This is a genomic window from Pseudomonas sp. NFPP02 (genome assembly GCF_900119355.1).
Lineage (GTDB): Bacteria > Pseudomonadota > Gammaproteobacteria > Pseudomonadales > Pseudomonadaceae > Aquipseudomonas > Aquipseudomonas paracarnis.
Map to the genome: position 1 here is coordinate 383,253 of NZ_FPJI01000003.1, position 24,495 is coordinate 407,747.

Annotated in this window: 20 protein-coding genes, 1 tRNA gene and 2 pseudogenes; 7 read left to right on the forward strand and 16 right to left on the reverse strand. The window is 56.4% G+C overall.

Translation table 11 applies throughout. The features are described from left to right. Positions 1–174: 174 nt before the first annotated feature. Positions 175–1,215 (reverse strand): LacI family DNA-binding transcriptional regulator, encoded by a 1,041-nt coding sequence (locus BT204_RS07795; protein ID WP_072446249.1) that lies wholly within the window; start codon positions 1,213–1,215, stop codon positions 175–177. Between the two features lie 198 nt (positions 1,216–1,413). Between BT204_RS07795 and BT204_RS07800 the strand changes: the two genes are divergently transcribed. Together BT204_RS07800 and BT204_RS07805 are read left to right on the forward strand one after the other, a co-directional pair. Then, positions 1,414–3,606: a TonB-dependent receptor gene (locus BT204_RS07800; RefSeq protein ID WP_072446251.1), complete on the forward strand. Its 2,193-nt coding sequence runs from the start codon at positions 1,414–1,416 to the stop codon at positions 3,604–3,606. A 1-nt stretch (position 3,607) separates the two neighbouring features. After that, entirely contained in the window at positions 3,608–4,939 is a 1,332-nt protein-coding gene (locus tag BT204_RS07805) for an LLM class flavin-dependent oxidoreductase (RefSeq protein ID WP_072446253.1), read from the forward strand. 70 nt (positions 4,940–5,009) lie between these two features. Here the strand turns inward: BT204_RS07805 and BT204_RS07810 are convergent, their stop codons facing one another. Both BT204_RS07810 and BT204_RS07815 read right to left on the reverse strand, forming a co-directional pair. Beyond that, positions 5,010–5,408 (reverse strand): VOC family protein, encoded by a 399-nt coding sequence (locus tag BT204_RS07810; RefSeq protein ID WP_072446255.1) that lies wholly within the window; start codon positions 5,406–5,408, stop codon positions 5,010–5,012. A 747-nt stretch (positions 5,409–6,155) separates the two neighbouring features. Beyond that, on the reverse strand, positions 6,156–8,300 hold the full coding sequence (locus BT204_RS07815; protein ID WP_172415495.1) for an acyltransferase family protein: 2,145 nt from the start codon (positions 8,298–8,300) through the stop codon (positions 6,156–6,158). A gap of 293 nt (positions 8,301–8,593) precedes the next feature. On the opposite strand from BT204_RS07815, the pseudogene BT204_RS07820 reads away from it, so the two are divergent. Beyond that, a pseudogene (locus BT204_RS07820) lies at positions 8,594–9,490 on the forward strand (site-specific integrase); the annotation flags it as partial. 333 nt (positions 9,491–9,823) lie between these two features. On the opposite strand, the gene BT204_RS07825 reads toward BT204_RS07820, so the two are convergent. Beyond that, positions 9,824–11,926 (reverse strand): acyltransferase family protein, encoded by a 2,103-nt coding sequence (locus BT204_RS07825; RefSeq protein ID WP_072446259.1) that lies wholly within the window; start codon positions 11,924–11,926, stop codon positions 9,824–9,826. 811 nt (positions 11,927–12,737) lie between these two features. Between BT204_RS07825 and BT204_RS07830 the strand changes: the two are divergent. Next, positions 12,738–13,519, forward strand: a pseudogene (locus BT204_RS07830) (tyrosine-type recombinase/integrase); the annotation flags it as partial. 80 nt (positions 13,520–13,599) lie between these two features. Here BT204_RS07830 and BT204_RS07835 read toward each other — a convergent pair. The 9 genes from BT204_RS07835 to thrS all read right to left on the reverse strand — a co-directional run bounded on the left by BT204_RS07835 (position 13,600) and on the right by thrS (position 21,054). Further along, positions 13,600–13,676 (reverse strand) — tRNA-Pro (locus tag BT204_RS07835). Positions 13,677–13,766: 90 nt separating this feature from the next. Next, positions 13,767–14,123 (reverse strand): MerR family transcriptional regulator, encoded by a 357-nt coding sequence (locus BT204_RS07840; RefSeq protein ID WP_003174972.1) that lies wholly within the window; start codon positions 14,121–14,123, stop codon positions 13,767–13,769. Then, positions 14,104–14,406, reverse strand: a complete 303-nt coding sequence (gene ihfA / locus BT204_RS07845) for an integration host factor subunit alpha (protein ID WP_002553164.1) — start codon at positions 14,404–14,406, stop codon at positions 14,104–14,106. The genes BT204_RS07840 and ihfA overlap by 20 nt, the downstream gene beginning before the upstream one ends. Before the next feature lie 3 nt (positions 14,407–14,409). After that, positions 14,410–16,788, reverse strand: a complete 2,379-nt coding sequence (gene pheT / locus BT204_RS07850; RefSeq protein ID WP_072446261.1) for a phenylalanine--tRNA ligase subunit beta — start codon at positions 16,786–16,788, stop codon at positions 14,410–14,412. Positions 16,789–16,814: 26 nt separating this feature from the next. Continuing rightward, positions 16,815–17,831: a phenylalanine--tRNA ligase subunit alpha gene (gene pheS, locus BT204_RS07855; RefSeq protein ID WP_003192486.1), complete on the reverse strand. Its 1,017-nt coding sequence runs from the start codon at positions 17,829–17,831 to the stop codon at positions 16,815–16,817. Between the two features lie 109 nt (positions 17,832–17,940). Further along, positions 17,941–18,297, reverse strand: a complete 357-nt coding sequence (gene rplT, locus BT204_RS07860; RefSeq protein WP_003192488.1) for a 50S ribosomal protein L20 — start codon at positions 18,295–18,297, stop codon at positions 17,941–17,943. Positions 18,298–18,326: 29 nt separating this feature from the next. Then, entirely contained in the window at positions 18,327–18,521 is a 195-nt protein-coding gene (gene rpmI / locus BT204_RS07865; RefSeq protein ID WP_002553160.1) for a 50S ribosomal protein L35, read from the reverse strand. Between the two features lie 59 nt (positions 18,522–18,580). Then, positions 18,581–19,132 (reverse strand): translation initiation factor IF-3, encoded by a 552-nt coding sequence (infC, locus tag BT204_RS07870; RefSeq protein ID WP_015884933.1) that lies wholly within the window; start codon positions 19,130–19,132, stop codon positions 18,581–18,583. Further along, positions 19,132–21,054 carry a threonine--tRNA ligase gene (gene thrS, locus BT204_RS07875; protein ID WP_003192490.1) on the reverse strand — a complete coding sequence of 641 codons (1,923 nt, stop codon included), beginning with the start codon at positions 21,052–21,054 and terminating at the stop codon, positions 19,132–19,134. The genes infC and thrS overlap by 1 nt, the downstream gene beginning before the upstream one ends. Before the next feature lie 364 nt (positions 21,055–21,418). Between thrS and BT204_RS07880 the strand changes: the two genes are divergently transcribed. Together BT204_RS07880 and BT204_RS07885 are read left to right on the forward strand one after the other, a co-directional pair. Beyond that, on the forward strand, positions 21,419–21,733 hold the full coding sequence (locus BT204_RS07880) for a hypothetical protein (RefSeq protein ID WP_019820908.1): 315 nt from the start codon (positions 21,419–21,421) through the stop codon (positions 21,731–21,733). A 289-nt stretch (positions 21,734–22,022) separates the two neighbouring features. Beyond that, positions 22,023–22,235, forward strand: a complete 213-nt coding sequence (locus BT204_RS07885; RefSeq protein ID WP_003234260.1) for a cold-shock protein — start codon at positions 22,023–22,025, stop codon at positions 22,233–22,235. 67 nt (positions 22,236–22,302) lie between these two features. On the opposite strand, the gene BT204_RS07890 is transcribed toward BT204_RS07885, so the two are convergent. Together BT204_RS07890 and BT204_RS07895 are read right to left on the reverse strand one after the other, a co-directional pair. Beyond that, on the reverse strand, positions 22,303–22,623 hold the full coding sequence (locus tag BT204_RS07890; RefSeq protein WP_054898318.1) for an I78 family peptidase inhibitor: 321 nt from the start codon (positions 22,621–22,623) through the stop codon (positions 22,303–22,305). Between the two features lie 144 nt (positions 22,624–22,767). Next, entirely contained in the window at positions 22,768–23,073 is a 306-nt protein-coding gene (locus tag BT204_RS07895) for a hypothetical protein (protein WP_034128280.1), read from the reverse strand. A gap of 157 nt (positions 23,074–23,230) precedes the next feature. On the opposite strand from BT204_RS07895, the gene BT204_RS07900 reads away from it, so the two are divergent. After that, on the forward strand, positions 23,231–23,437 hold the full coding sequence (locus BT204_RS07900) for a hypothetical protein (protein WP_003192496.1): 207 nt from the start codon (positions 23,231–23,233) through the stop codon (positions 23,435–23,437). A gap of 29 nt (positions 23,438–23,466) precedes the next feature. On the opposite strand, the gene BT204_RS07905 is transcribed toward BT204_RS07900, so the two are convergent. Further along, complete coding sequence (locus BT204_RS07905; protein WP_054898319.1) at positions 23,467–24,495, reverse strand: nucleoside hydrolase; 1,029 nt, start codon at positions 24,493–24,495, stop codon at positions 23,467–23,469.

A 24,495-nucleotide genomic window follows, 5' to 3' on the forward strand; every position in this document is an offset into this window, starting at 1 on the left:
AATGCCATTAGTTCGCCATAGCCCAGGCAGGCGTTAGCCGGGTGTATCGACTGGAAGTTATAGCCCTAGTTCCGGATAAGGGGGTAATTAAATACAAAACATTGCCAAATGCACTGATTTAGAGCGTTAGCAGCCAATAGCCACTAGTTGCAATTAGCCATAACGACGGGTCATTCAGGTGCTCTCTCTTTCAATTAACTGACAGTGCAAAAGATTCAAGCGCTCAACTTCCTCATCGGTGGCTAATACGCCCAGACTTTGCAGGACGCGTGTGGCAGCGAGTACACCAATCTCCAACGCGGGTGGCTGGAGGGTGCTGAGGCTGGGCAGCAACATATGGGCAAACGGGTAGTCGCCAAATCCCAATACGGCGCAGTCCTGGGGAATGCTCAGCCCGGCGCGTTGACCGGCCAGCAAACCACCGGCGGCGAGGTTATCGTTGGCGAAGAAAATCGCGTCGGGCGTGATCGTCTGCCCCATCAGCGCGTCCATGGCCTGCTTGCCAGCTTCGAAGGGCGCACGGTCGGCGTCCGGCACAAAGACCCACGGCTGCACACCCAACTCGGAGAGGGTCGCGGTAAACCCATCGCGCCGCTCCAATGCGCTGAAGTCGCCCACTGCACTGTTTTGTACGAAGGCGATGCGCCGATAGCCTTTGCCATGCAAGTAGCGAGCGGCGGTGACGCCCACTTCATAATGAGAAAAACCCACTTGCAACGGCGCGCGTTCTGGCACGTAGTCCCAGGTTTCGACGATCGGTATATCTGCCTCGGCGATCATCTTCTCGGTGCCAGGGCTGTGAAAGCGGCTGGTCAGCACCAGCGCTGCCGGCGACCAGCCGAGAAAGGCACGCACCGCGCTTTCTTCCTGTTCGATGCTGAAATAGCTGGAGGCCAACAACAGCTGGTAACCGTGACGACTGAGGGTGTCGCTGAAGCCCTGCAGCGTATTGGCAAAAATCGGCCCCGAGATATTCGGAATCACCATCGCGACGATTTTGCCTCGCGCAGAGGCCAAGCCACCGGCCACCAGGTTCGGCACATACCCCAACTGCGCGACCACCTCGGCGATACGTCCACGGCGCTCGGGTGAAACCTGTTCAGGTTGGTTGAAGTAACGCGACACCGTAATAGCCGACACCCCGGCCTGGCGCGCCACGGTGTTCAGGGTGACGCGGCCGGCGCCCCGGCGCTTGCGCGGTTTGTGTTCGTCCACGGCAAAACCTCAAAAAGGAATATAAAACTAATTTTTTAGTATTTGACGCTCTAAATGGCCCGCTTCAATAATGTTGATGTTAGCGCTAACAAAGCGCGCTGTCTGCTACTCGCTCGAGCGAATGCCCAAGACATGTTCACAGGCGCTGACGGTCGCAGAACCGCAGCGGACCAGGGTATTTTTTCGAGCGGGCACAGCATGCATAACTTTCCACGGCACACCCATTTGTTGCTTCTGGCCGGCCTCAGCGCCTTGCCCGTCTGCGGCGCTGTTGCAGCTGATGAGCAGGAACCCACGCTCCAATCCGTGACAGTCACCGCTACCCGCCGCGAAGAATCGCTGCAAAAAGTCCCGGTGGCCGTCTCGGTGCTTGAGGGCGAGCAACTGGCGCGTGACAATCGCAACGGGGTGGCGAGCATCGCGCAGCAAGTACCGTCGCTGAACTTTCGCACCGGCGCTTCGAACAAGGACACGTCACTGTTCGTGCGCGGCGTAGGCACCATTTCTACCTCGCCGGGCGTTGAGCCAACGGTGGCTACGGTGATCGACGGCGTGGTCTATGCACGCCCCGGCCAGGCCACCCTCGACCTGCTGGACCTTGAGCGCATCGAAGTACTGCGCGGCCCGCAAGGCACGCTGTTCGGCAAGAACGCCTCGGCCGGCGTGCTGAATATCACCAGCAAGGCGCCGACGGCCCAGACCCACGGGTTTATCGATCAGTCGTTCTACAGCGGCAATGAAAGCCGCACGCGCTTCGGCATCGGCGGCAGCCTGGTACCGGAGGTACTCAAAGGCTCGATCAGCACCTTGTTCGGCAGCTACGACGGCAACGTCGACAACCGCCATAACGGTCAGGAGGTCAATGGCTACAACCACAAGGGCGTTCGCGGCAAGCTGGAGTTCACGCCCAACGACGACGTGAAGCTGACCCTGATCGCCGATTACATGCAGTCCCACGATGACGCGCCCAATGGTGTGGTCAGCAAGTCCCTGAACCCGGCGTTCAGCAATGCCTTGAGGCCGGTGCGCGCCTCAAGCGACAACCGCGATATCAACACCGATACCCGCAGCCATGTGCAAGACACCAACAAGGGCCTGTCGGCACAGTTGGACTGGAACCTGGGCGACTACACCCTCACCTCGATCACCGCCTGGCGCGGCTGGGACAACATTCAATATCAGGATGGCGACCGTCTCGGCACGGTCACCGCCGCATTCCCCGGCACCGCTGACAAGGGCGACCTGGCGTTCGACCAATACTCCCAGGAGCTGCGCCTGGCCTCGCCCAAAGACGAGTTCCTGGAGTACGTCGGCGGCCTGTTCTACATGCATGGCAAGGATGAGGAGACCTATCAGCGCACCCTCACCACCACGACGCGGGTCGATAGAGGCATTGCCGACTACAGCACCACCAGCGACAGCTACGCGGTGTTCGGCGAGACCACGCTCAACTTCACCTCGCGCTTTCGCGGCATCGCCGGGTTGCGTTACACCCATGACGACTTGAAGTACGACCATCGCCGCGTGTCCACCTCTGCCACTACCGTCAGCGGCATTCAACCGGCGACATCGAGTTCTGGTTCGGTAGACGAGGACGGTTGGTCCGGGCGGCTGGGCGTGCAGTACGACATCAGCGACACCGTGACCAGCTACCTCACTTACTCGCGCGGCTACAAAGGCCCGGCCTATAACGTGTTCTTCAACATGCAGCCGCGCGACACCGACGCGCTCAAGCCGGAGACCTCCAATACCTGGGAAGCCGGAATCAAGGCCACTGCCTGGAACAACCGCCTGACCACCAACCTGGCGGTGTTCCACAGTGACTACGACAACTACCAGGCCAACTTTTTCGACACCGTCGCCGGCCAAGTCGTGACACGCCTGATCAACGCTGGCAGCGTCAGCACCGAAGGCGTCGAGCTCGATTACGCGTTGCAAGCCACCCAGCAACTCAAGCTCTCCGGCGCCCTGGCCTATACCCGAGCGCGCATCGATCAGTTCGCGTGCCCGCCAGGCGCGGCGGCGACCTGCAACGTCAATGGCAAGCCACTGCCCTTCAGCCCGGACTGGAAAAGCTACGTGCGCGCCGACTACAGCATCCCTCTGAATAACGGCCTGGATATCGAACTGGGCACTGACTACAGCTGGCAGAGCGAAGTGCAATACGACATCAGCCAGAACCTGAACACCAAACAAGGCGCCTACGGCATCTGGAACGCCAGCGTGGCCCTGGCCGACTACACCAATGGCTGGCGCGTGGCGCTGTTGGCGAAGAACCTCGCCGACAAATCCTACTCACCGCTGCTAGCCAGCGGCGGCAACTACATCTACCGCGCCGTGCCTCGTGACGATGAGCGTTACTTCGGCGTGCAACTGCGCAAGGATTTCTAGCATGAGCCGTCAACTCAAACTCGGCGCCTTCCTGATGGCTACCGGGCACCACGTGGCCGCCTGGCGCCACCCCGACGTACCGGCGAATGCTGGCCTGGACTTCGCCCACTACAAGCATTTGGCACGGGTGGCGGAAGCGGCGAAGTTCGACGCACTGTTCGTGGCCGACAGCATCGCCGCCGCCACCGGTGAGGTCGCGAGCCAGATGGCGCGTTCGGATCATTTCGAGCCGCTCACCCTGCTCTCGGCCCTCAGTGCCGTGACCGAACATATCGGCCTGATCGCCACCGCTACCACCAGCTATAACGAGCCGTACCACGTGGCGCGTAAATTCGCCTCGCTGGATCACCTCTCCGGCGGTCGCGCAGGCTGGAACCTGGTGACCTCGGATAACGCCGCCGAGGCGCTGAATTTCGGTCGCGACGAGCACCTGGGGCATGCCGAACGCTACAGCCGCGCACGGGAATTTCATCAGGTGGTGACGGGGCTGTGGGACAGCTGGGACGAAGACGCCTTCGTGCGCGACAAGGCCAGCGGGCGCTATTACGAGCCAAGTAAACGCCATGTGCTGGACCATGTGGGCGAACACTTCCAGGTCAAAGGCCCCCTGAACGTGGCGCGCTCGCCCCAGGGCCAGCCAGTGATCGTGCAGGCTGGCTCCTCGGAAACCGGCCGTGAACTGGCCGCGCAGACCGCCGAAGTGGTGTTTACCGCGCAGACCTCACTGGCCGACGCGCAGGCCTTCTACAGCGACCTCAAAGCTCGCCTGGGCCAATACGGGCGCGAGGCCGATTCGCTGAAAATCATGCCGGGCGTGTTTGTGGTGGTGGGGCAAACCGAAGCCTTGGCCCAGGCCAAATTCGAAGCGTTCCAGGCGCTGGTCGAACCCAAGGTGGGGGTGGCGTTGCTGGGGCGCATGCTGGGTAATTTCGACCTGTCCGGCTACCCCCTGGATGGGCCGCTGCCGCAGCTACCCTTGACCGACAGCGGTCAACGCAGCCGCCAGCAACTGCTGAGTGAACTGGCCCAGCGTGAACAGCTGACACTGGCGCAACTGGGCCGACGCATTGCCGGTGGCCGCGGTCATTACAGCGTGATCGGCACGCCGATTCAGATCGCCGATGAACTGCAGCGCTGGTTCGAAGAAGGTGCGGCGGATGGCTTCAATATTCTGGTGCCGCACTTGCCGGGCGGGCTGGAGGATTTTGCCCGCTGGGTGGTTCCCGAGTTACAGCGGCGCGGTTTATTTCGGCGCGAATATACCGGCACCACACTGCGCGAAAACCTTGGTTTGGTGCGCCCGGTCAGCCGTTTCAAGAAGACGCGATCATGAAGCCCCAGGTAAGACGGCAGCCAGAACGGCACTGCCGCAAACACCCCGTACAAGCCAGAATGTGCCGAACTTACAAATCTCCACGATGAACAACATGTACCTTATTGCCATCTGGATCACGCAAGTATGCGCCGTAGTAACCTTCACCATACTGCGGACGTAAGCCGGGCATTCCCTCATCCGATCCGCCCGCATGAAGCCCGGCGGTATAGGCAACGTCTACCGCATCTGGAGAGGGAGCCGAGAAAGCGACCATGCTGCCATTCCCTGCCCTGGCTTCGTTGCGATCATAAGGGCTGTACACATAAAAGCGAGGAAGAGCGCTATCTGGCTTGACCCAGCATGCCGACGTCGGTCCACCATCAGGAGTTACGGTGCGGCGACACAGCCCCAGCGGGATCAGTACAGCGTCGTAAAAAGCGGCAGCCTGATCAAGATCATTTGTTCCAACAGTGATGTGACTGAACATCCGCGACCCTCCTTTGTTTTTGATGCGAGGGATTCTATCTTGCCTTTCAGGCAGAAGGTTACACAGTCACCATTGGCGGCTGAAAGACAGATACCCGGCCTGGCGACACTCCCCAGATAAGGTCCGAGCCCATTGTCATTGCTGAATCCTGAAGGAACTCATATAAAGGTTTCGGCCGAACCATGGCGTTCGATTCTCGGACGTCCGCTAAGATAAGGCAGTCGGATCTCATCTCATTCACAAAGCTGAGCGTGGATTACTTTCGCTTAGCGGATGATCGGCGGTAGGAGACGACTGTCTCAGATTATCGAACATCAGGGATCACTAAGAGCCTGCTTAGGCTGAGCCTCATGACCGCCATGGCGGCATCATTGAGAGCTTCCAGCGAAATCACCGAATCGTTTTGCGCAGGTTTAGCGCAGGCACAAAAAAGCCGATCTAGCCGATCGACTTAACTAACTGATTTTAATCATGAATAATGGTCTTGACGGAGTGATTCGAACACTTGCCTCCTAGCAACCCATGCTGGCGGGAGTCCTGAAAAGCCTTTAATACCAACACCTTACGTGGGCGCCCACTGCAATCGACGCCTAACGATGCCGGACAAAGATTCACGAATCCCCGCAAAACTCCCTACAGGCTTTCTGACAGAAAGTCCCTGCGCCCCGGCGTCCTGCCGAACGAATACCAAACTCAATCTCGCAAGAAAAAGCCCGCACGCGGCGGGCTCATTTGATGTTGACGAGGCTATTCCGCAGACAGCTCCTTCATGATCAGCGGTGCCAGTGCGGTCTTGGCAAAATAGAGAGAGGCTGGCGGCGACAGGTGACCGTAGTCAAACGTCACCAATCCTGTTTTCCGATCATCGCCAAGGTAAGTCATGCAACCATCTGCATTGCAAAACGCCCCCAGCGCCGACAGATATTCAAACCCACCAGCACCACCAGCGTACTTGGAGGCCAGCGCCCTGTCGGTGTCGAAGGATGCAGGCAGCAGATTTTCTTTAGTCCGGCGCGGCGTGTTGTTCCAAAACTTGCGCACAACCAACTGATTCAGGAACTGGTCATAGCGCGGCACTGGACCAACCACAATTACATTTTTGACCCCAAGCGCCTTGGCCCTTGCTGTAAGGTCGATCAAATTATTCTTTGTGTCATGCTGTTCAAGTTGGGCAATTACAAGTACCTGTGGCTTTTCCTTTGCCATCACCTCAAAGGCGAACTCATTGGAGCGGTCGCAGTACTTCAAGCCCCCTGTAGCGGTCCCCGGCAAGTTCGCCTCACAGCCAGAGCTTGCCACCTGCAATATGGATACGGAGGGCGGGAGCGTCTTGCTCAGGCCGTAATAGTATTGCTGGGCGTGGGAGTCTCCCCAAAGCATGACCTTTGTGTCAGTGGTCGGCACATAGCATTCGGTGCTGATCTGCTTGCGCGGCTCCATTGTGAAGCCGCCGGCACGGTAACGCTCGATGTCAAAGAAGTCACAGCCGAACCGATAGCCCTCGATAATCCCCTGGTTAGTGAAGTAGGCCCAAGCCGGCAGAGAGTTTTCGAAATACTGCGCGTAGCTTTCGCGGTCCTTGAGGCCGGCTGATAGCCCAGGACGATTCATGAGACCATTTTTGACAAACGTCACAGCACCAACGGCAGCAACAGTCAGGCCCAGCGCCAGCAATAACCCTGTTTTTGGAACCCGCAGCTTGGCGATTCTGAAAGGTACTTCCACATACTTATAGGTGCCGTAGGCCAGCAACGTACTGGCGACCACAGCAAGTACGCCGCTGATTATGCTCAGTTCCTCGGCGCCAAGAATGCGGATGTAAGTGATTACCGGCCAATGCCACAGATAAAGCGGGTAGCTGATCAGGCCAATCCACACCATCGGGCGGCTCGCCATCACCTTCCTGTTCAGCCAGGCGTTCGGTCCGGCCATGATCATCAGCGCAGAACCTGATACCGGCAGCAATGCCCAAAACCCAGGAAAAGCCTTGTACTTGTCCACGACCACAACTGATGCGATCAGCAGCACTGCCCCGGCAATCGATACCAGATTTCGAACTTGCGCAGAGCCCTGGATCTTGTCGGCAGTAGAGGGGCGGAACACCGTGATGTAGGCAATGATGCTGCCGCACAAAATCTCCCAGAACCGATACTGCGGCATATAGAAGGCTGCTGACGGGTTCGTCCCCAGCTTATGCACATCGGCGCCCAGGGAAATGACCGCGAGCAAGACGATTACAGGCAGGACCGCAGAGCGCCAGCGCCACATGACCCAGGCTGCAATGGGGAACAAGATATAGAACTGTTCCTCGACTCCCAGCGACCACAAATGGAGCAATGGCTTAAGCACTGACGATGTGTCGAAGTATCCGGCCTCGCGGTAAAGGACAAGGTTTTGAATAAACCCGATACCGCCCGCGACATGCTTACCCAACATCTTGAATTCGCCAGCCATCAGCGTGAACCAGCCAACCGCGTAGCAAGACACCAAGACAAGAATAAGCGCGGGGAAAATTCGCTTTACGCGGCGCTGGTAAAAGTCCAGAAAACTAAACGCTCTTGAATCTAACCCTTTGAAAATAATGCTGGATATCAAATATCCAGAAATAACAAAGAAAATATCAACGCCAATAAAACCACCACGCATGAAAGATGGGAATGCGTGATATAGAACAACTGAAAGTATTGCAAAAGCCCGGAGACCATCAATATCCGGACGGTACTTCAAATGGTCATGAGCTTTCGTGTTGCCACTCACTGACGACCCTCTTGCATCCTTGAGTAGCGGAGCCTTCACATTCATTACAGTGCAATTCCATTGGCAGACCTTCGCTACAAGTGTGAAGCGAAGCTCAATGTTCGTTGGCCTCAACTGGCCAATCTGGTCGCGCATGGTACTGCTGGCGGATAGCCCGCCGCAACCTTCGCCCAGTGTTAGAGGCTAAGGCCAACAGTGCTGGAGTGTCAGGCAACAGCCACATAAAGCAAGATCGCCAGCGGTGCTTGCTTAATAAGGACGCATCAACACTTAGCCCCGGGAAGCGCGATAAAATACCGTTCGAATTTCTGTCGTGACCGTGTTCAGGTACGAGCCCTGAACGTCGAGTATCCAGCTGCATCAGCCTAACTGCCGCCAGAGAAAGCGCGCCTATTCCATTAACTCGAAAACATTGGGCCCCGTACATCACGCTCATCGATGACAGTACCCTGACGCCGTTTGTGCGTGGCCAGCAGAAGCCAACCAAGGACGGCGCAAGGAAAGGTCAAACCAGGCGTATCGAACAAGACGGCGAATATCGCCCTACAAGGAGTCGTCGGATTTTTGAATCCGTACCACCGCAAGGGCGGGATACAGAAAGCGGCTATGGCTGGAAAGCGTGCCAGTGATATCGATGATGGAAGAAGAGAAATCCAGCAGGAAACCTTATCCGCTGTCATTGGATGACCAGTCAATGCTGTTCGCCGAGCTGCCGGACCACCTGTTGAGGATGGCCCTCTCTAAGGTGGACATTGGATGCCGGAAACAGGAAGTCTGCAAATTGCGGTGGGATTGGGAAATACGGGTACCGGCGTTGAGCACCAGCGTGTTTCTGATACCTGCCGGGTTCGGCGGGCGAAGTGAGAAAGCCGGGGTGAAGAATGACGATGAACGCCTGGTGATCCTGAACAAGGTGGCCATGTCGATCATCGACAATCAGCGCGGTCTGCACAAAGACCTGGTGTTCCCCTACGGGAAGGCAGATCAGTTCGGGCCAACGGTAATGCATCGCATGAATGACTCGGTCTTGAAGAAAGCCAGGGTGCGCGCATAGCGGAAAGTCGGAGACGGCCTACAAGGCGCCGACACACCCGCGGTTCAGATTGATCAGGATTCACGACCTGAAACACACCTTTGGCAGAAGACCACGTGCAGCAAGCGTGACAGAGGTAGATCGCAAAGCGTTATTGGGGCATAAGAACGGCAGTATTACGAGCCACTATTCCACCCCGGTGTTGCAGCATCTGATTGAGGCTGCGAACAAAGTGTTGGCAACTGACTCTCGCGAGCCAGTGCTGACCGTTTTGAGGAGGAAATCGAGATGATCCCCCGCAAAGTGCCTACGTATGAAAAAGCCGAACAGGTTCGAGTTCGGCTAAGTCATTGAAAAATATGGTCGGGACGGAGTGATTCGAACACCCGCCCCCTAACACCCCGTGTACGCGGACACCTCTACAGGCCGCTAAACACAAGGCTTCGCGCCTGGCGCTCGCTGCAACGATGCCTAAGAGTGCGGAACCGTAACTCACGAAGTCTCTTGTAAAGTCACTGAGCCTATTTAGGCTCCCTCCGGCGTCCTGCAGACCTAACACAAAATTCAAACACGAGAGAAAAAGCCCGCACGCGGCGGGCTTAACATCAGCAACGCAACTTGGTCGTTATCTTTGCGCCTGGCTCTCAGGATCCGCCAGTGCCCTATTGATAATCGGCATCAGATCCTTCGCCATAAATTCAGAACCCTTCGCAGACAGGTGATCGTCATCACGGTACATCATCTGGCCGTCGATCATGGCCCAGCACCATTCGGCGTCGCACAGCTTCGCCTGCGTATCAAACAGCGTCACTGCCGGAAAGTCTTTCATGACCCTGGCAACTACTTCTTTGTATTCTTTGTTTCGAGAGTCCACTTCTGCCCGAGATATAGCGCACGGGCTCTTAACCTTGTTGGTCAAACGTAATGGACGACTATCAACGCACGACATCGGAGAGAAGCCAAGCTCAGGAATATCCAATACGAACACCACCTGCTTGCCCGCTTTGGCGAGCATCGTGAAGGTGTTTCTCATACCGGCCTCAAAGACTGCTGCGTAATCTGTCACCTCCGGATGGCCGACTAGCTCCAGGACTCTATCGTGATGGATTAGATCATCTCCCTCATGGTAACCGTTACCGGTCAGGTACATGGGGCCCCGGGACGACAACACGACTGTTTTTACAGACTCCGTATTGACTGCCAACTCGATTGCCTTGTTGATGTAGGTCGAGCACCAATCACGGACGCCTCTCGGGTGAGATGTGACGTTATAGAACGACGTGCATCCGGAAACTCCGATGTTTAGAAGGTTTTTATTTTCCTTTGCCATGGCTTCGGACAGCCCGAGGCGAATATGGTCACTGTGGGAGTCGCCAATCAACATAGCCGATGGGTCACCCTCCCGAGTCATTGAGCAATGATCAATGGGCCAGAACGCGGGGTAGGCCTTTCGGCAAGTTTCGTTCGCCAGATCGCCCCAGTTGAATTGGCTGTTATTGCTGGCAAGTTCTTGAACGCGAAAAGGCAGGCCATCGCGCGCAAATGTGGCGTATCCAACGCCGCCCAAACACAGCATCACACCCCAAAGCAGCGTTGGTTTCAGTGCAGTTTGTGCACCAAATCGAATCGGGCTTTCGATAAAACGATAAGTGAGCCAAGCAAGCAGAACGCTCAACAGAACACCGGCAACCTGTATTTCCCAGGATGGGACAGCGGATTCCATAATTCTGGCGAACGAAAGAATCGGCCAATGCCAGAGGTACAGCGGGTAACTGATCACGCCAATGAAGAGCATGAATCGATTGCTCAGAAGGGTTCGGTTCACCAATGCGTTGGGACCCGAAAAGATCAGCATCGCGGTGCCAATTACGGGCGACAGAGCCCACCAGCCAGGGAAGATGTCACCGCTTTTTAGGAATGCTACCGCGGCAACGATTAGCCCAAGGCCGAGTATAGAAATTGCACTATTAAGCGTTTCACCAAAAACTATTGGAGCATCGTTCCTTTCAACTGCTTTCGAACGAGAATAGTAAAAATAGGCTAGGGCGCCCCCTGCTAACAGCTCCCAAAATCTTGTTTGAGGAGAAAAGAAAGTCCCCACAGGATCTGAAGCAACACCATAAACATTCAGACCGAAAGATATAAGACACAAAGCAGCAACCGTAAGCTTTATGCTTACACCAGTTCTCCAGGCTGCCCAAATAATTAGTGGATAAACAAGATAAAACTGCTCTTCAATCGCTAGCGACCAAAGATGCATTAACGGTTTTAGCTCTGAGGACGTATCAAAATAGCCAGACTCACCAAGCAAATTAAAGTTCTGCAAAAATATGGTGCCGGCCGCTATGTGCCGTCCCAACTGTTTGAATTCATCAGGAAGCAACGCAAACCAGCCAAACACATACGTGATCAAAAGGACAGCCACTAGCGCAGGAAATATTCGTTTAGCCCTACGAGAATAAAAATCTACAAAGCTAAAGTGACCCCGACCCAAACTCTTAAAAATAATGCTTGAAATTAGAAAACCGGAGATAACGAAGAACACGTCAACTCCTGCAAATCCACCGGGAACAATGGATGGAAATGCATGAAAGATAACAACTGATAAAATTGCTATCGCCCTCAACCCATCAATATCGGGACGATACTTCAAATGGTCATGAGCTTTTGTATTTCCAACCACTGACGACTCTCTGACATCCTTGAGTAGCGGCGTCTTAACATTCATTACAGCGCAGTTCCATTCTGGAGATGATTCGCAACAGCTCAATGAAACATGAAGCGAAGTGAGGTTCCGATGACCTGGCCCGGCCAATCTAGCCGCGCATGGTACTGCTGGCGGTTGGCCTGCCGCAACCTTCGCCCCAAGATCTGGGCGAAGGCTTAACTCCTGTGCGCGTCAGGCAACAGTTACATAAAGCACGATCTCGAGTGGTGCTTGCGTATCTGGCCGCGTAACCACGTATCCCCTGGGAGGCGCGATAGAACACTGGGCGAATCTCTGTCGTGACCGTATTCAGGTACAAGCCCTGAACCTCCTCCCCCCGATTATATCCAGCTGCATCAGACTTCCAACAGCCACGGTCAGCGTGCCTTTCGCGTTGATTCGATACACCTGACCAGATTGTAAATCTGAGCTAACAGCCGTCGTAGTTCGACTGACAGCGTTCCACCTGATGCGCTCAGCGTGGGGAGAACACCGTTGGTTACCCATCAGGTAAGCCAGTTGCTTTGGCCCCGCCTCCAGAACTGCCTGATGTATTGCGCGGTGTACCTGTACCATTTCGGGAAACCTCTTCGTGGTTGTCGTGGCAGAACGTTCAGCTCAGGGGCGAAGATATGCGCCCTCAATCAGGGCTTCTTTTAATCGGGATTAAAGATCTGGCTCTTGGCCTGAATTGCGCAGATAGGCCCAGTCGACATCGGGCCGGTGCTCTTCACAGGTAACGCTTCTGCCGCCTGAACTGCAACAGCCTGGTGCGGCCAGTGCAGATAATCTTCGCGGCCTGGGCGGCGTTGTAATTCTTGGGCGACACCACAACAGAACGGTGAATATCTTGATCGAACGTGTAGTACGGGTTTTGTCGTTGTGTGCCAGGAAATGGCGAGACGATGAGCGTAGGCCGTGGCTGGATAGCGTGCCGATGCTCACGAAACTGGAAGAGAAGAAGTCGAGCCGCAAGCCGTACCCAATGTCGGGGCCGGAGCAATCGCTGCTGTCTGGAGAGTTGCCGGTTCACCTGCAAACGATGGCGCTGTTCAAGGTGAACACCGGCACGCGGGAACAGGAGGTTTGCAAGCTAAGGTGGGATTGGGAGATTTCGTTACCCGAACTGGGCACCAGCGTATTTCTGATACCAGCCGATTTTGGCGGCCGGTATGAGCAATCCGGCGTGAAGAACGGCGACGAGCGACTGGTGGTGCTAAACAGTATGCCCAGGTCGATCATCGAGAAGCAGCGCGGCATCAGTAAGGTATGGGTTTTCCCATACAACAGAACCGCGATGCACCGGATGAATGACTCGGCCTGGAAGAAAGCGCGGGTGAGAGCGGCGAAACTCTGGCAGGAGGAAAACCTTCGCCCCGCTCACTCTGGTTATGCATCCATCAGGATTCATGACCTTAAGTACACGTTTGGCCGCCGACTGCGTGCAGCGTAACCGAGGAAGACCGCAAGGCCCTTCTGGGGCACAAGAACGGCAGCATCACCAGTCACTACTCAGGCGCTGAGCGCGGGCATTTGATAGGAGCTGCGAACATGGGATCAGCAATCGATTCTCGCGGACCGGTCCTGACAATTTTGAAGAGGGAGCAGGCGTGAAAAAACGACAAGTCACGCAAATGTCACGCACATGAAAAAGGCCAATGCTGTGAACATTGGCCTAAAGTCATTGAAAAATATGGTCGGGACGGAGTGATTCGAACACTCGACCCCTAGCACCCCATGCTAGTGCGCTACCGGACTGCGCTACGCCCCGACTAGGCGTGTTACTGGGTTCGCTTCTTAACGAAGCGAACCGGAATATACCGCAAGCTTTTGAAATGTGGAAGTATTTTTAAAGCTTGAATCATTTTTTCAGCACCACCAGTACATCTTCCAATTCGGAGATCATCTGGCGGATCAGTTGCTTGTATTGGGTGGTGTCGTCTTTGGCTTCATCACCGGACATACGCTGGCGTGCGCCGCTGATGGTGAACCCCTGGTCGTACAGCAACGCGCGGATCTGTCGGATCATCAGCACGTCCTGGCGCTGATAATACCGACGGTTCCCGGTGCGTTTGACGGGGTTGAGTTGAGGAAACTCCTGCTCCCAATAGCGCAGCACGTGTGGTTTTACCGCACACAGCTCGCTGACTTCACCGATGGTGAAGTAGCGCTTGCCTGGGATGACGGGTAGCTCGTCGTTATGACTTGGTTCCAGCATAAGCCTCAACTCGGGCCTTCAACTTCTGCCCTGGACGAAAGGTGACCACACGGCGAGCCGTGATCGGGATTTCTTCTCCCGTTTTTGGATTGCGGCCAGGCCGCTGGCGTTTGTCTCGCAGGTCAAAATTGCCGAAACCGGACAATTTGACCTGTTCGTTGTCTTCCAGAGCGTGTCTGATCTCTTCAAAAAACAGCTCAACCAATTCCTTGGCCTCGCGCTTGTTCAGACCCAACTCTTCGTACAGACGTTCCGCCATCTCAGCTTTCGTCAAAGCCCCCATACGTCACTTCCTTAACGTGGCGTTCAACCTTTGTTCGAGCGAGGTGAGGATATTTTGCGTCGTGGTATTCACCTCATCGTCATTAAGAGTGCGCGATGGATGCTGCCAGGTCAAGCCAACTGCAAGGCTTTTTCTATGCGGATCAATGCCTTTACCCTGATAGACGTCAAATAGCCTGAGGTCTGTCAGCCATTCCCCTGCATTTTCACGGATTACATCCAGAACCGCAGTGGCGGCGACTTCACGGTCGGCGATCAGGGCCAGGTCGCGACGCACTTCAGGGAAGCGCGACAACTCGCTGAATTTAGGCATCTTGCCCGACGCAACTTCAGCCAAGACTAGCTCAAACACGAAGACTGGACGGTCCAGCCCCAAGGTTTTCGACAGTTCTGGGTGAATGGCGCCCACAAAGCCCACCAGGCGACCTTCACGCTCGATACGTGCAGTCTGGCCTGGATGCAAGGCTGGGTGGCTACCCGGCACGAACGTAAAGGCGTCCAACGCACCGGCAAAGCCGAGCACCGCTTCCACGTCTGCCTTGACGTCGAAGAAGTCCACGACCTCACGGCCTTGCGCCCAGCCTTCCGGCAGACGGCTGCCGCAGACGACGCCCGCCAGCATCGGCTCTTGCTTCAAGCCATCAAGCTGGCCGACGAAACGCAAGCCGCTTTCGAACAGACGCACGCGGTCTTGCTGGCGGTTCAGGTTGTGGGAAAGTGCCTTCACCAGGCCCGGCCACAGCGACGAACGCATGGCGGCCATATCGTTGGAGATCGGGTTGGCCAACAACAACGGTTCAACACCGGGGTTGAACAGTTCGAACTGTTTTGGATCGATGAAGCTATAGGTCACGGCTTCCTGATAACCACGGGCAACCAGCAGGCGGCGCAGTTCAGGCAGGTGCGCACGCGCTTCGGCCTTGGGTTGCGGTGCCAGGCGTGCTTGCGGATAGCGAACCGGCAGGCGGTTGTAACCGTACAGGCGCGCCAGCTCTTCGATCAGGTCGACTTCCAGACTGATGTCGAAGCGATGGCTAGGTACTGCAACTTGCCACTGCCCTTCCCCGCCCGCAGAAATACCCAGGCCGAGCGCGGACAGCAGTTGCTCGATTTCAGCCGGCTCGATGACCAGGCCAAGCATCTGCTCAACGCTTTTGGCACGCAGGGTGATCGGCGCAATCGACGGCAGGAACTGTTCGTTGACGGTTTCGGTAATCGGGCCGGCTTCACCACCGGTGATTTCCAGCAGCAGGCCGGTAGCGCGCTCCATGGCTTCACGGGCGAGTTTCCAGTCCACGCCACGCTCGTAGCGGTGCGACGCATCGGTGTGCAGGCCGTAGGAACGAGCCTTGCCAGCGATCGCGATCTGGTCGAAGAACGCGCTTTCAAGGAATACGTCACGGGTGGTCGCGGATACACCGCTGTGCTCGCCACCCATCACGCCGGCAATTGCCAGGGCACGTGTGTGGTCGGCGATGACCAGAGTGTCGGCACGCAGGCTGACTTCCTGGCCATCGAGCAGCACCAGTTTCTCGCCTTCCTCGGCCATACGCACGCGGATGCCGCCATTGATTTCGGCAAGATCAAACGCGTGCAACGGCTGGCCGAGTTCCAGCATCACGTAGTTGGTGATGTCGACGGCAGCGTCGATGCTGCGTACATCGGCACGACGCAGGCGCTCGACCATCCACAGCGGGGTTGGCTTGGACAGGTCCACGTTGCGGATCACACGTCCCAGGTAACGCGGGCAGGCGTTTGGTGCCAGTACCTCAATCGAGCGTACTTCGTCGTGTACCGCCGGTACGGCAGCGACCACTGGACGAGTGACAGGTGCGTTGTAGAGCGCGCCCACTTCACGGGCCAGGCCAGCCAGGGACAGGCAGTCGCCACGGTTGGGGGTCAGGTCGACCTCAATGCTGGCGTCTTCCAGTTCCAGGTAAACACGGATGTCCTGACCCACTGGCGCGTCGGCCGGCAGCTCCATCAGGCCATCATTGCCCTCACCCACTTGCAGTTCGGCCTGGGAGCACAGCATGCCGTTGGATTCAACGCCACGCAGCTTGGCCTTCTTGATCTTGAAGTCGCCCGGCAACTGGGCACCGATCATAGCGAACGGGATCTTCAGGCCCGGGCGCACATTAGGCGCTCCGCACACGACCTGAAAGGTTTCCGAGCCGTTGCTGACCTGGCACACACGCAATTTGTCGGCATCAGGGTGCTGCTCGGTGCTCAACACCTCGCCCACCACCACACCACTGAAAACACCGGCGGCCGGCGTAACGCTATCGACCTCAAGACCGGCCATCGACAGGCGAGCAACCAGCTCGTCGCGATCTACCTGCGGGCTTACCCAGCCACGCAGCCATTGTTCACTGAATTTCATCCTGCTCTCCTAAAGATTCGTTACGACTAGCGAAATTGCGCGAGGAACCGCAAGTCGTTGTCGAAGAACAGACGCAAGTCGTTCACGCCGTAACGCAGCATGGCCAGACGCTCAACGCCCATGCCGAAGGCAAAGCCCGAGAACTCTTCTGGATCGATCCCGGACATGCGCAGCACGTTGGGGTGAACCATGCCGCAGCCCATCACTTCCAGCCAGCCGGTCTGCTTGCACACACGGCAGCCTTTACCGCTGCACATCACGCATTCCATGTCGACTTCAGCGGATGGCTCGGTGAACGGGAAGAACGAAGGACGGAAACGTACCGCCAACTCTTTTTCGAAGAACACCCGCAGGAACTCTTCGATGGTGCCTTTGAGGTCGGCGAAATTGATATCGCGATCAACCAGCAGGCCTTCGACCTGGTGGAACATCGGCGAATGGGTGATATCCGAGTCGCTACGGTACACACGGCCTGGGCAGACAATGCGGATCGGCGGCTTGTTCGCTTCCATGGTGCGGACCTGTACCGGCGAGGTATGGGTGCGCAGCAGCATGTTGGCGTTGAAATAGAAGGTGTCGTGCATCGACCGGGCCGGGTGATGGCCTGGGATGTTGAGCGCCTCGAAGTTGTGGTAGTCGTCTTCGACCTCAGGGCCTTCGGCAATGCCGTAGCCGATGTGGGTGAAGAACTGTTCGATACGTTCCAGAGTCCGGGTGATCGGATGCAGACCGCCCGACGCCTGGCCACGACCAGGCAAGGTCACGTCAATGGACTCGGCGGCGAGCTTGGCCGCAAGATCGGCCTCCTCGAGCGACGCCTTGCGCGCATTGAGAACCTCTGTGACACGCTCCTTGGCGACGTTGATCAGCGCACCGACTTGCGGACGCTCTTCAGCGGGCAGATTTCCCAGGGTCTTCATCACCTGAGTCAATTCACCTTTCTTGCCAAGGTAGTGAACCCGGATTTGCTCCAGGGCATTTACATCTTCAGCGCTTTGCACAGCCTCAAGGGCTTGGGCGACGAGCGCGTCCAGGTTTTCCATGTACAGACTCCAGATACAAAATAGGGGAAGAGCTTGAAGGCTCTTCCCCTATTTATGACGTTTACCACCTTGGGCCACAGGAGTAGCCCAGGGTGACTGTCGGGGGTACTTAAGCCAAGGAGGCTTTAGCTTTCTCGACAATCGCAGCAAACACCGCTTTTTCGTTCACGGCCAGTTCAGCCAGAACCTTACGGTCGATTTCGATGGACGCTTTTTTCAGGCCAGCGATGAAACGGCTGTAGGACAGACCGTTAACACGTGCACCGGCGTTGATACGAGCGATCCACAGAGCGCGGAACTGACGTTTTTTCTGACGACGGTCACGGTAGGCGTATTGGCCTGCCTTGATTACCGCTTGCTTGGCAACACGGAATACGCGTGAACGCGCGCCGTAGTAGCCTTTAGCAAGTTTCAGAATTTTTTTGTGACGCTTACGGGCCATGACGCCACGCTTTACACGAGCCATGAGTTACTTCCTCTATTCTTGAACCAAAATTAACGAAGGCGCAGCATGCGCTCGACTTTTGCCACGTCAGACGGATGCAGCAAGCTGCTACCGCGCAGTTGACGCTTACGCTTGGTCGACATTTTGGTCAGGATGTGGCTCTTGAAAGCGTGCTTGTGCTTGATGCCGTTAGCAGTTTTCAGAAACCGCTTAGCAGCACCACTTTTAGTTTTCATCTTTGGCATGTTCGGTACTCCGCATTCAGTTGATAAACATAATCAGAAGGCCTGCCGTGCCCTGTTGATTACTTCTTCTTTTTCGGGGCGATGACCATAATAAGCTGGCGTCCTTCCATCTTAGGATGCTGTTCGACCGAACCGTACTCCAGCAGGTCAGCTTCAACCCGCTTGAGGAGTTCCATCCCCAGCTCCTGGTGGGCCATCTCACGGCCGCGGAATCGCAAGGATACCTTGGCCCTGTCCCCATCACTCAGGAAACGTACCAGGTTGCGCAGTTTTACCTGGTAATCCCCTTCCTCCGTCCCTGGACGAAACTTGATTTCTTTTACTTGAATCTGCTTCTGGTTCTTCTTCGCTGCGGCAACCTGCTTCTTCTTTTCGAAGATAGATTTGCCGTAGTCCATCACCCGACAAACAGGTGGGATTGCATCGGCGGAGATTTCCACCAGGTCCAGCTTGGACTCTTCTGCAATACGAAGCGCTTCATCAATCGAGACGATGCCAATCTGCTCGCCATCAGCGCCAATTAACCGAACCTCGCGTGCCGAGATATTCTCGTTGATCGGGGCTTTCGGTGCAGCTCGTTTATCTTGTCTCATTTCACGCTTAATAATAATTACTCCGAATCTGGGCGACCACGCCGGGAAACCGCTTGCGCGAGGAACTCAGCGAACTGGGCGACGGGCATCGAGCCCAGGTCAGCACCTTCACGAGTACGCACAGCGACAGTCTGCATCTCGACTTCCCGATCTCCGATAACCAAAAGATAGGGAACCTTGAGCAAAGTATGCTCGCGGATTTTAAAGCCGATCTTTTCATTTCTCAAGTCGGACTTGGCACGAAATCCGCTTTCGTTGAGAGTTTTTTCAACTTCAGCGGCAAAATCTGCCTGTTTATCAGTGATATTCATGATCACTGCCTGGGTCGGAGCCAGCCACGCAGGGAACGCGCCCTCGTAGTGCTCGATCAGGATACCGACGAACCGTTCGAACGAACCGAGGATCGCCCGGTGCAGCATAACCGGGTGTTTACGGCTGTTGTCTTCGGAGACGTATTCGGCTCCCAGACGGATCGGCAGGTTAAAATCGAGCTGCAGGGTACCACACTGCCAGACACGGCCAAGGCAATCTTTGAGCGAGAACTCGATCTTCGGACCGTAGAACGCGCCCTCACCCGGCTGCAGATCGTACGCAAGGCCCGCACTGTCGAGCGCAGCGGCCAGTGCCGCTTCGGCGCGATCCCATAGCTCGTCGGAACCGACGCGTTTTTCCGGACGAGTGGACAGCTTCATCTCGACTTCGGTAAAGCCGAAATCGCGATAAACGTCCATGGTCAGCTTGATGAACGCTGCGGACTCGGCCTGCATCTGCTCTTCGGTGCAGAAGATGTGGGCGTCGTCCTGGGTGAAGCCACGCACCCGCATGATGCCGTGCAGCGCACCCGATGGTTCGTTACGGTGGCAGGCACCGAACTCGGCCAGGCGCATCGGCAACTCGCGGTAGCTCTTCAGGCCCTGATTGAATACCTGCACGTGGCACGGGCAGTTCATCGGCTTGATGGCGTAGTCGCGGTTTTCCGACTGGGTGGTGAACATGTTGTCGGCGTAGTTGGCCCAGTGCCCGGATTTCTCCCACAGGCTGCGATCAACCACCTGGGGAGTCTTGATCTCCAGGTAACCGTTTTCGCGCTGCACCTTGCGCATGTACTGCTCAAGCACCTGGTACAGAGTCCAGCCATTCGGGTGCCAGAACACCATGCCCGGCGCTTCTTCCTGAAGGTGGAACAGGTTCAGGCGCTTGCCGATCTTGCGGTGGTCGCGTTTTTCAGCTTCTTCGATGCGCTGGATATAGGCGGCCAATTGCTTCTTGTCAGCCCAGGCCGTGCCGTAGATCCGTTGCAGCTGTTCGTTCTTGGCGTCACCGCGCCAGTAGGCACCGGACAGCTTGGTCAGCTTGAACGATTTGAGGAAGCGCGTGTTTGGCACGTGCGGGCCACGGCACATATCCACGTATTCTTCGTGGTAGTACAGCCCCATGGCCTGCTCGTCCGGCATGTCTTCTACCAGACGCAGCTTGTAGTCCTCGCCACGTGCAGTAAACACGTCGATCACTTCGGCACGCGGGGTGACTTTTTTGATGACGTCGTAATCTTTTTCGATCAGCGCGTGCATGCGCTGCTCGATGGCCGCCAGGTCGTCCGGCGTAAAAGGACGCTCATAGGCGATGTCGTAATAGAAGCCTTCTTCAATGACCGGGCCGATCACCATCTTGGCGGTTGGATACAGTTGCTTGACCGCATGGCCAATCAAGTGCGCGCAAGAGTGGCGAATGATCTCCAGCCCCTCTTGATCCTTGGGCGTGATGATTTGCAGGCTGGCGTCGCTGGTGATCAGGTCGCTGGCATCAACCAGCTTGCCGTCGACCTTGCCGGCCACGGTGGCCTTGGCCAGGCCAGCACCAATGGATGCGGCGACCTCGGCTACGGAAACCGGATGATCGAATGAACGCTGACTGCCGTCGGGAAGAGTAATAGTTGGCATGGCGCCTCCTCTCCTAGTGGTGACCCCTACCAAAGGTCACGTGGGTTGGGATGAGCCAGTACAAGATCCAACACCAGGCCGCTCAATAATGAACGCCTGCCTTACAGCGGCAGGAGCCTTTCGGCCAACCGATAATCGAACCAGAGTGACTGGAGTGAACAAAAAGAACCTGGCAAGGCGGCAAATGGCGCGCCCGGAAATAGCCAGGCAAGGATGCTAGCACAGATGAACGGTCATCGCGTTGGTCAAGCGCTGGGTAAAGAGCAATTCATGGCTTTACAGTTGCAAAAGTGAACTTGAGCTGTACGCAGGGCCTCAAAGCCACTGAGAATCGCCGTTCGTCCTCGACCCAAAGGAGCATCCCATGATGCGTTTTACCTCTACCCTCGCTGTCGCCGCTACCCTGAGCCTCCTTTCCCTCGGCGCGCAGGCTGCAGCCCCTTCCAACTGGCCAGCTGGCGCCCGTGACGCCTTCGTCAACGACTGCAGTGCCGCAGCCAGCCAGAACGTGGACGTCAAAACTGCCAAAGCCCACTGTGAATGTGGCGCTGACAAGATCAATGCCGAATTGAGCACTGCCGAGATCAAGGAATTGATGACCAACCAGAACGCCAGCCCGGAGCTTAAAAACAAAGCAGTCGCGGCTATTTCGTCCTGCAAAGTGGTGAAGAAAAAGTAAGATTGGCTGACGATTCGACGGTCATTTCGCTGAAAAAACAGCCTGAAAACTGCCATTTCACACAAATTATGCAGGTTTTACGGCTTTTTTTAACAGCTGATATTTCGTCGCGAAGCCCCGTAAATCGGGGCTTTCAGCCGAACAACGGATCAAACGCAAAGCGATTGATTAGCAAACAGTGCCTTGGGGGGGCTCCCAAGCCGAACATTTCGACTATGATAGCCCTGTGTGCCCAGTTGGCCTGAGCAGCACAGCACTACTGAAAATATATGTTTCTTGGAGATACACCATGTCTAATCGCCAAACCGGCACCGTTAAATGGTTCAACGATGAAAAAGGCTTCGGCTTCATCACTCCTCAAGGTGGCGGTGACGACCTGTTCGTACACTTCAAAGCTATCGAAAGCGACGGTTTCAAAAGCCTGAAAGAAGGCCAAACCGTTTCCTTCGTGGCTGAGAAAGGCCAAAAGGGTATGCAAGCTGCACAGGTTCGCGGCGAGTAATTCTCCGCTGAGCTAAAAAAACCCCGTCCATGTGACGGGGTTTTTTATGGGCGATGCAAAAGCCGTATCAGCCGCAGTTAACCCGGTTGATCACCAGATTGTCGTCGGTGTTCAGGTTCAGGCGGTCAGAGCGATACTCCAGCGTGACCATGTCGTTGGGCTTGAGGATGCGTGCATTCTGCGCGCCAGCACGCGTACGTGCTTGCTCCAGCAACTGGGGCGAGGCTTTCTGGCCGATGGCGAACTCTGCGGCCTTCGACTCACAGCGGCTATGACCGGCATCGGTCACAGTGGCAGCTTTGCCTGGCTCAGAGGCACCCGGGGTACTGCAACCCGCCAACGCGAGCGCAGCCAACAAAGTACCGAATGATGCGAGCTTCCAAGGCATGAAGCCTCCTATGATAAAAAGTGGACAGAGATCGTGCGACAGCATTCAAAGCGATTGGTTTCAAGACGTTAACCGCCTGTGGGCAAGTCTGCCTGAGTCACGGCCTGCAATCGCTTGGTGAATCGTGACTAGATATGAACGTATTCAGTAGATATCGATGTAGTCCGACGAAGGAGTAGGCCAATTCTGCTTCAGCGCGTTGAAAATCTGCATGACCCAGACTTCATCGCTGGCCGCCACGTTGCCGACATAGCCGGAACCTTTGGCCCAGGTCTCCAGGCGAAACACCAGGCCAGCGATATCAGCCCCACCGACTACGCCGGAAGAAATGTAGGCGATGCCTTCTTTGGTTACCCGCAACTGGGTATGTTCGTCGTCACTGGCGCTGCCAAGCAATTGGCGCACGGCGTCCAGCGTCAGGTTGTCGGGCTTGCTCAAATCGATTTGCACGCGGTGTTTCCCGGCCATTTAACAGGCCAACAGTGTCGCACAGCCGCCGCTTCATGCCTAAGTAGCAGTGCCAAATGCCGTACAAAATGCTTAACTGCGCCCCTCTGGAACGGCGTTCCAGTGCATTGCCCCCGCATTTTTAGCCCGTGAGATTTCCATGACCACCGTAACGCTTCAAGCCGACATCAAAGCCAAGTGGCCCCAAGGGCAAAGTTCCTACAGCCCCGGAAGCCCGGAAGAACTGGCGATCATTGGTATCGACCTGTTGGTCAAGGAACTGGGCACCCAGGCGGCGCAAGCATTCATCGGCCAGATATTCGAGAAATACCCGGCCGACTACATGGGCGCCCAAGAGCGCGAATAGAACAGGGCGACGAGCGCCGCCCCGCTAACTTACTTCAGACGCGCCAGGCGCTCGGTCAGCAGATCGAAGAAGCCCTGGGCGTCGCCATTCTCAACCCAGAACACATTCTTCGGCTGCTTGAGGCCGTCATACCAATCGACAATGGTCTGGCCGAAGGTCGGGCCTTCGCGGCTGTCGACCACCATATTGGCCTCACGACCGCTGAACAGCGAAGGCTTGAGCAGGTACGCCACCACGGTAGCGTCATGGACCGGGCCACCCGGAATGCCGTAGTGCTCCATATCGCCTTTGACGTACTCATTCAGAATACTGCTGACGACCTTGCTCGCATTGTTGTTCAGGTCCGCAATCTTCTTCAGGCGGGCGTCGCTGGTGAGGACTTTATGGGTCACGTCCAACGGCAGGTAGGTCAACTTCACACCGCTTTTGAGCACGATCTCCGCCGCCACCGGATCGGCGAACAGGTTGAACTCGGCCACTGGGGTGATATTGCCGCCGTTGAAGTGGGCGCCGCCCATCACGACCACTTCCTTGATGCCCTGGGTGATTTCGGGCGCTTGAGTCAGCGCCAGTGCCAGGTTGGTCTGCGGGCCGAGCATGGCGATGGTGATGCTGTGCGGCTTGGCGCTGCTCAGGGTCTTGATCAGGTAGTCGACTGCATTGCCTTCGGCCAGGCCTGTTTTCGGTTCATGCACCGTGACGCCCGAGATGCCTTCCTTGCCATGGATATTCTCGGCGTAGATCGGTTTGCGCAACAACGGCGCTGGCGCACCTGCGTACACCGGGATGTCCTCGCGACCTGCCCATTCGCGCGCCAGGCGCGCGTTGCGGGAGGTCTTGTCCAGGCGCACATTGCCGGCGACGGTGGTCAGCGCACGAATGCTCAACTCCTCCGGCGAGGCCATGGCGAACAGCAAGGCCACCACGTCATCGGCACCCGGGTCGGTATCGATGATCAGGTCGATTTTTTCCGCCGCTTGGGCGCTTGCAGCAGTGAGCGCGGACAAAAGCAGAACACTCCGGAACAGGTTTTTCAGGGTAGGTAGACCACGTTGCAT

Bases quoted from the DNA above. Each gene is read 5' to 3' on its own strand.
- BT204_RS07800 (WP_072446251.1), top strand. From the start codon at position 1,414: ATGCATAACTTTCCACGGCACACCCATTTGTTGCTTCTGGCCGGCCTC.
- BT204_RS07805 (WP_072446253.1), top strand. From the start codon at position 3,608: ATGAGCCGTCAACTCAAACTCGGCGCCTTCCTGATGGCTACCGGGCAC.
- BT204_RS07810 (WP_072446255.1), bottom strand. From the start codon at position 5,408: ATGTTCAGTCACATCACTGTTGGAACAAATGATCTTGATCAGGCTGCC.
- BT204_RS07815 (WP_172415495.1), bottom strand. From the start codon at position 8,300: ATGCGCGACCAGATTGGCCAGTTGAGGCCAACGAACATTGAGCTTCGC.
- BT204_RS07825 (WP_072446259.1), bottom strand. From the start codon at position 11,926: ATGAATGTTAAGACGCCGCTACTCAAGGATGTCAGAGAGTCGTCAGTG.
- BT204_RS07840 (WP_003174972.1), bottom strand. From the start codon at position 14,123: ATGCTGGAACCAAGTCATAACGACGAGCTACCCGTCATCCCAGGCAAG.
- ihfA (WP_002553164.1), bottom strand. From the start codon at position 14,406: ATGGGGGCTTTGACGAAAGCTGAGATGGCGGAACGTCTGTACGAAGAG.
- pheT (WP_072446261.1), bottom strand. From the start codon at position 16,788: ATGAAATTCAGTGAACAATGGCTGCGTGGCTGGGTAAGCCCGCAGGTA.
- pheS (WP_003192486.1), bottom strand. From the start codon at position 17,831: ATGGAAAACCTGGACGCGCTCGTCGCCCAAGCCCTTGAGGCTGTGCAA.
- rplT (WP_003192488.1), bottom strand. From the start codon at position 18,297: ATGGCTCGTGTAAAGCGTGGCGTCATGGCCCGTAAGCGTCACAAAAAA.
- rpmI (WP_002553160.1), bottom strand. From the start codon at position 18,521: ATGCCAAAGATGAAAACTAAAAGTGGTGCTGCTAAGCGGTTTCTGAAA.
- thrS (WP_003192490.1), bottom strand. From the start codon at position 21,054: ATGCCAACTATTACTCTTCCCGACGGCAGTCAGCGTTCATTCGATCAT.
- BT204_RS07880 (WP_019820908.1), top strand. From the start codon at position 21,419: ATGATGCGTTTTACCTCTACCCTCGCTGTCGCCGCTACCCTGAGCCTC.
- BT204_RS07885 (WP_003234260.1), top strand. From the start codon at position 22,023: ATGTCTAATCGCCAAACCGGCACCGTTAAATGGTTCAACGATGAAAAA.
- BT204_RS07890 (WP_054898318.1), bottom strand. From the start codon at position 22,623: ATGCCTTGGAAGCTCGCATCATTCGGTACTTTGTTGGCTGCGCTCGCG.
- BT204_RS07900 (WP_003192496.1), top strand. From the start codon at position 23,231: ATGACCACCGTAACGCTTCAAGCCGACATCAAAGCCAAGTGGCCCCAA.
- BT204_RS07905 (WP_054898319.1), bottom strand. From the start codon at position 24,495: ATGCAACGTGGTCTACCTACCCTGAAAAACCTGTTCCGGAGTGTTCTG.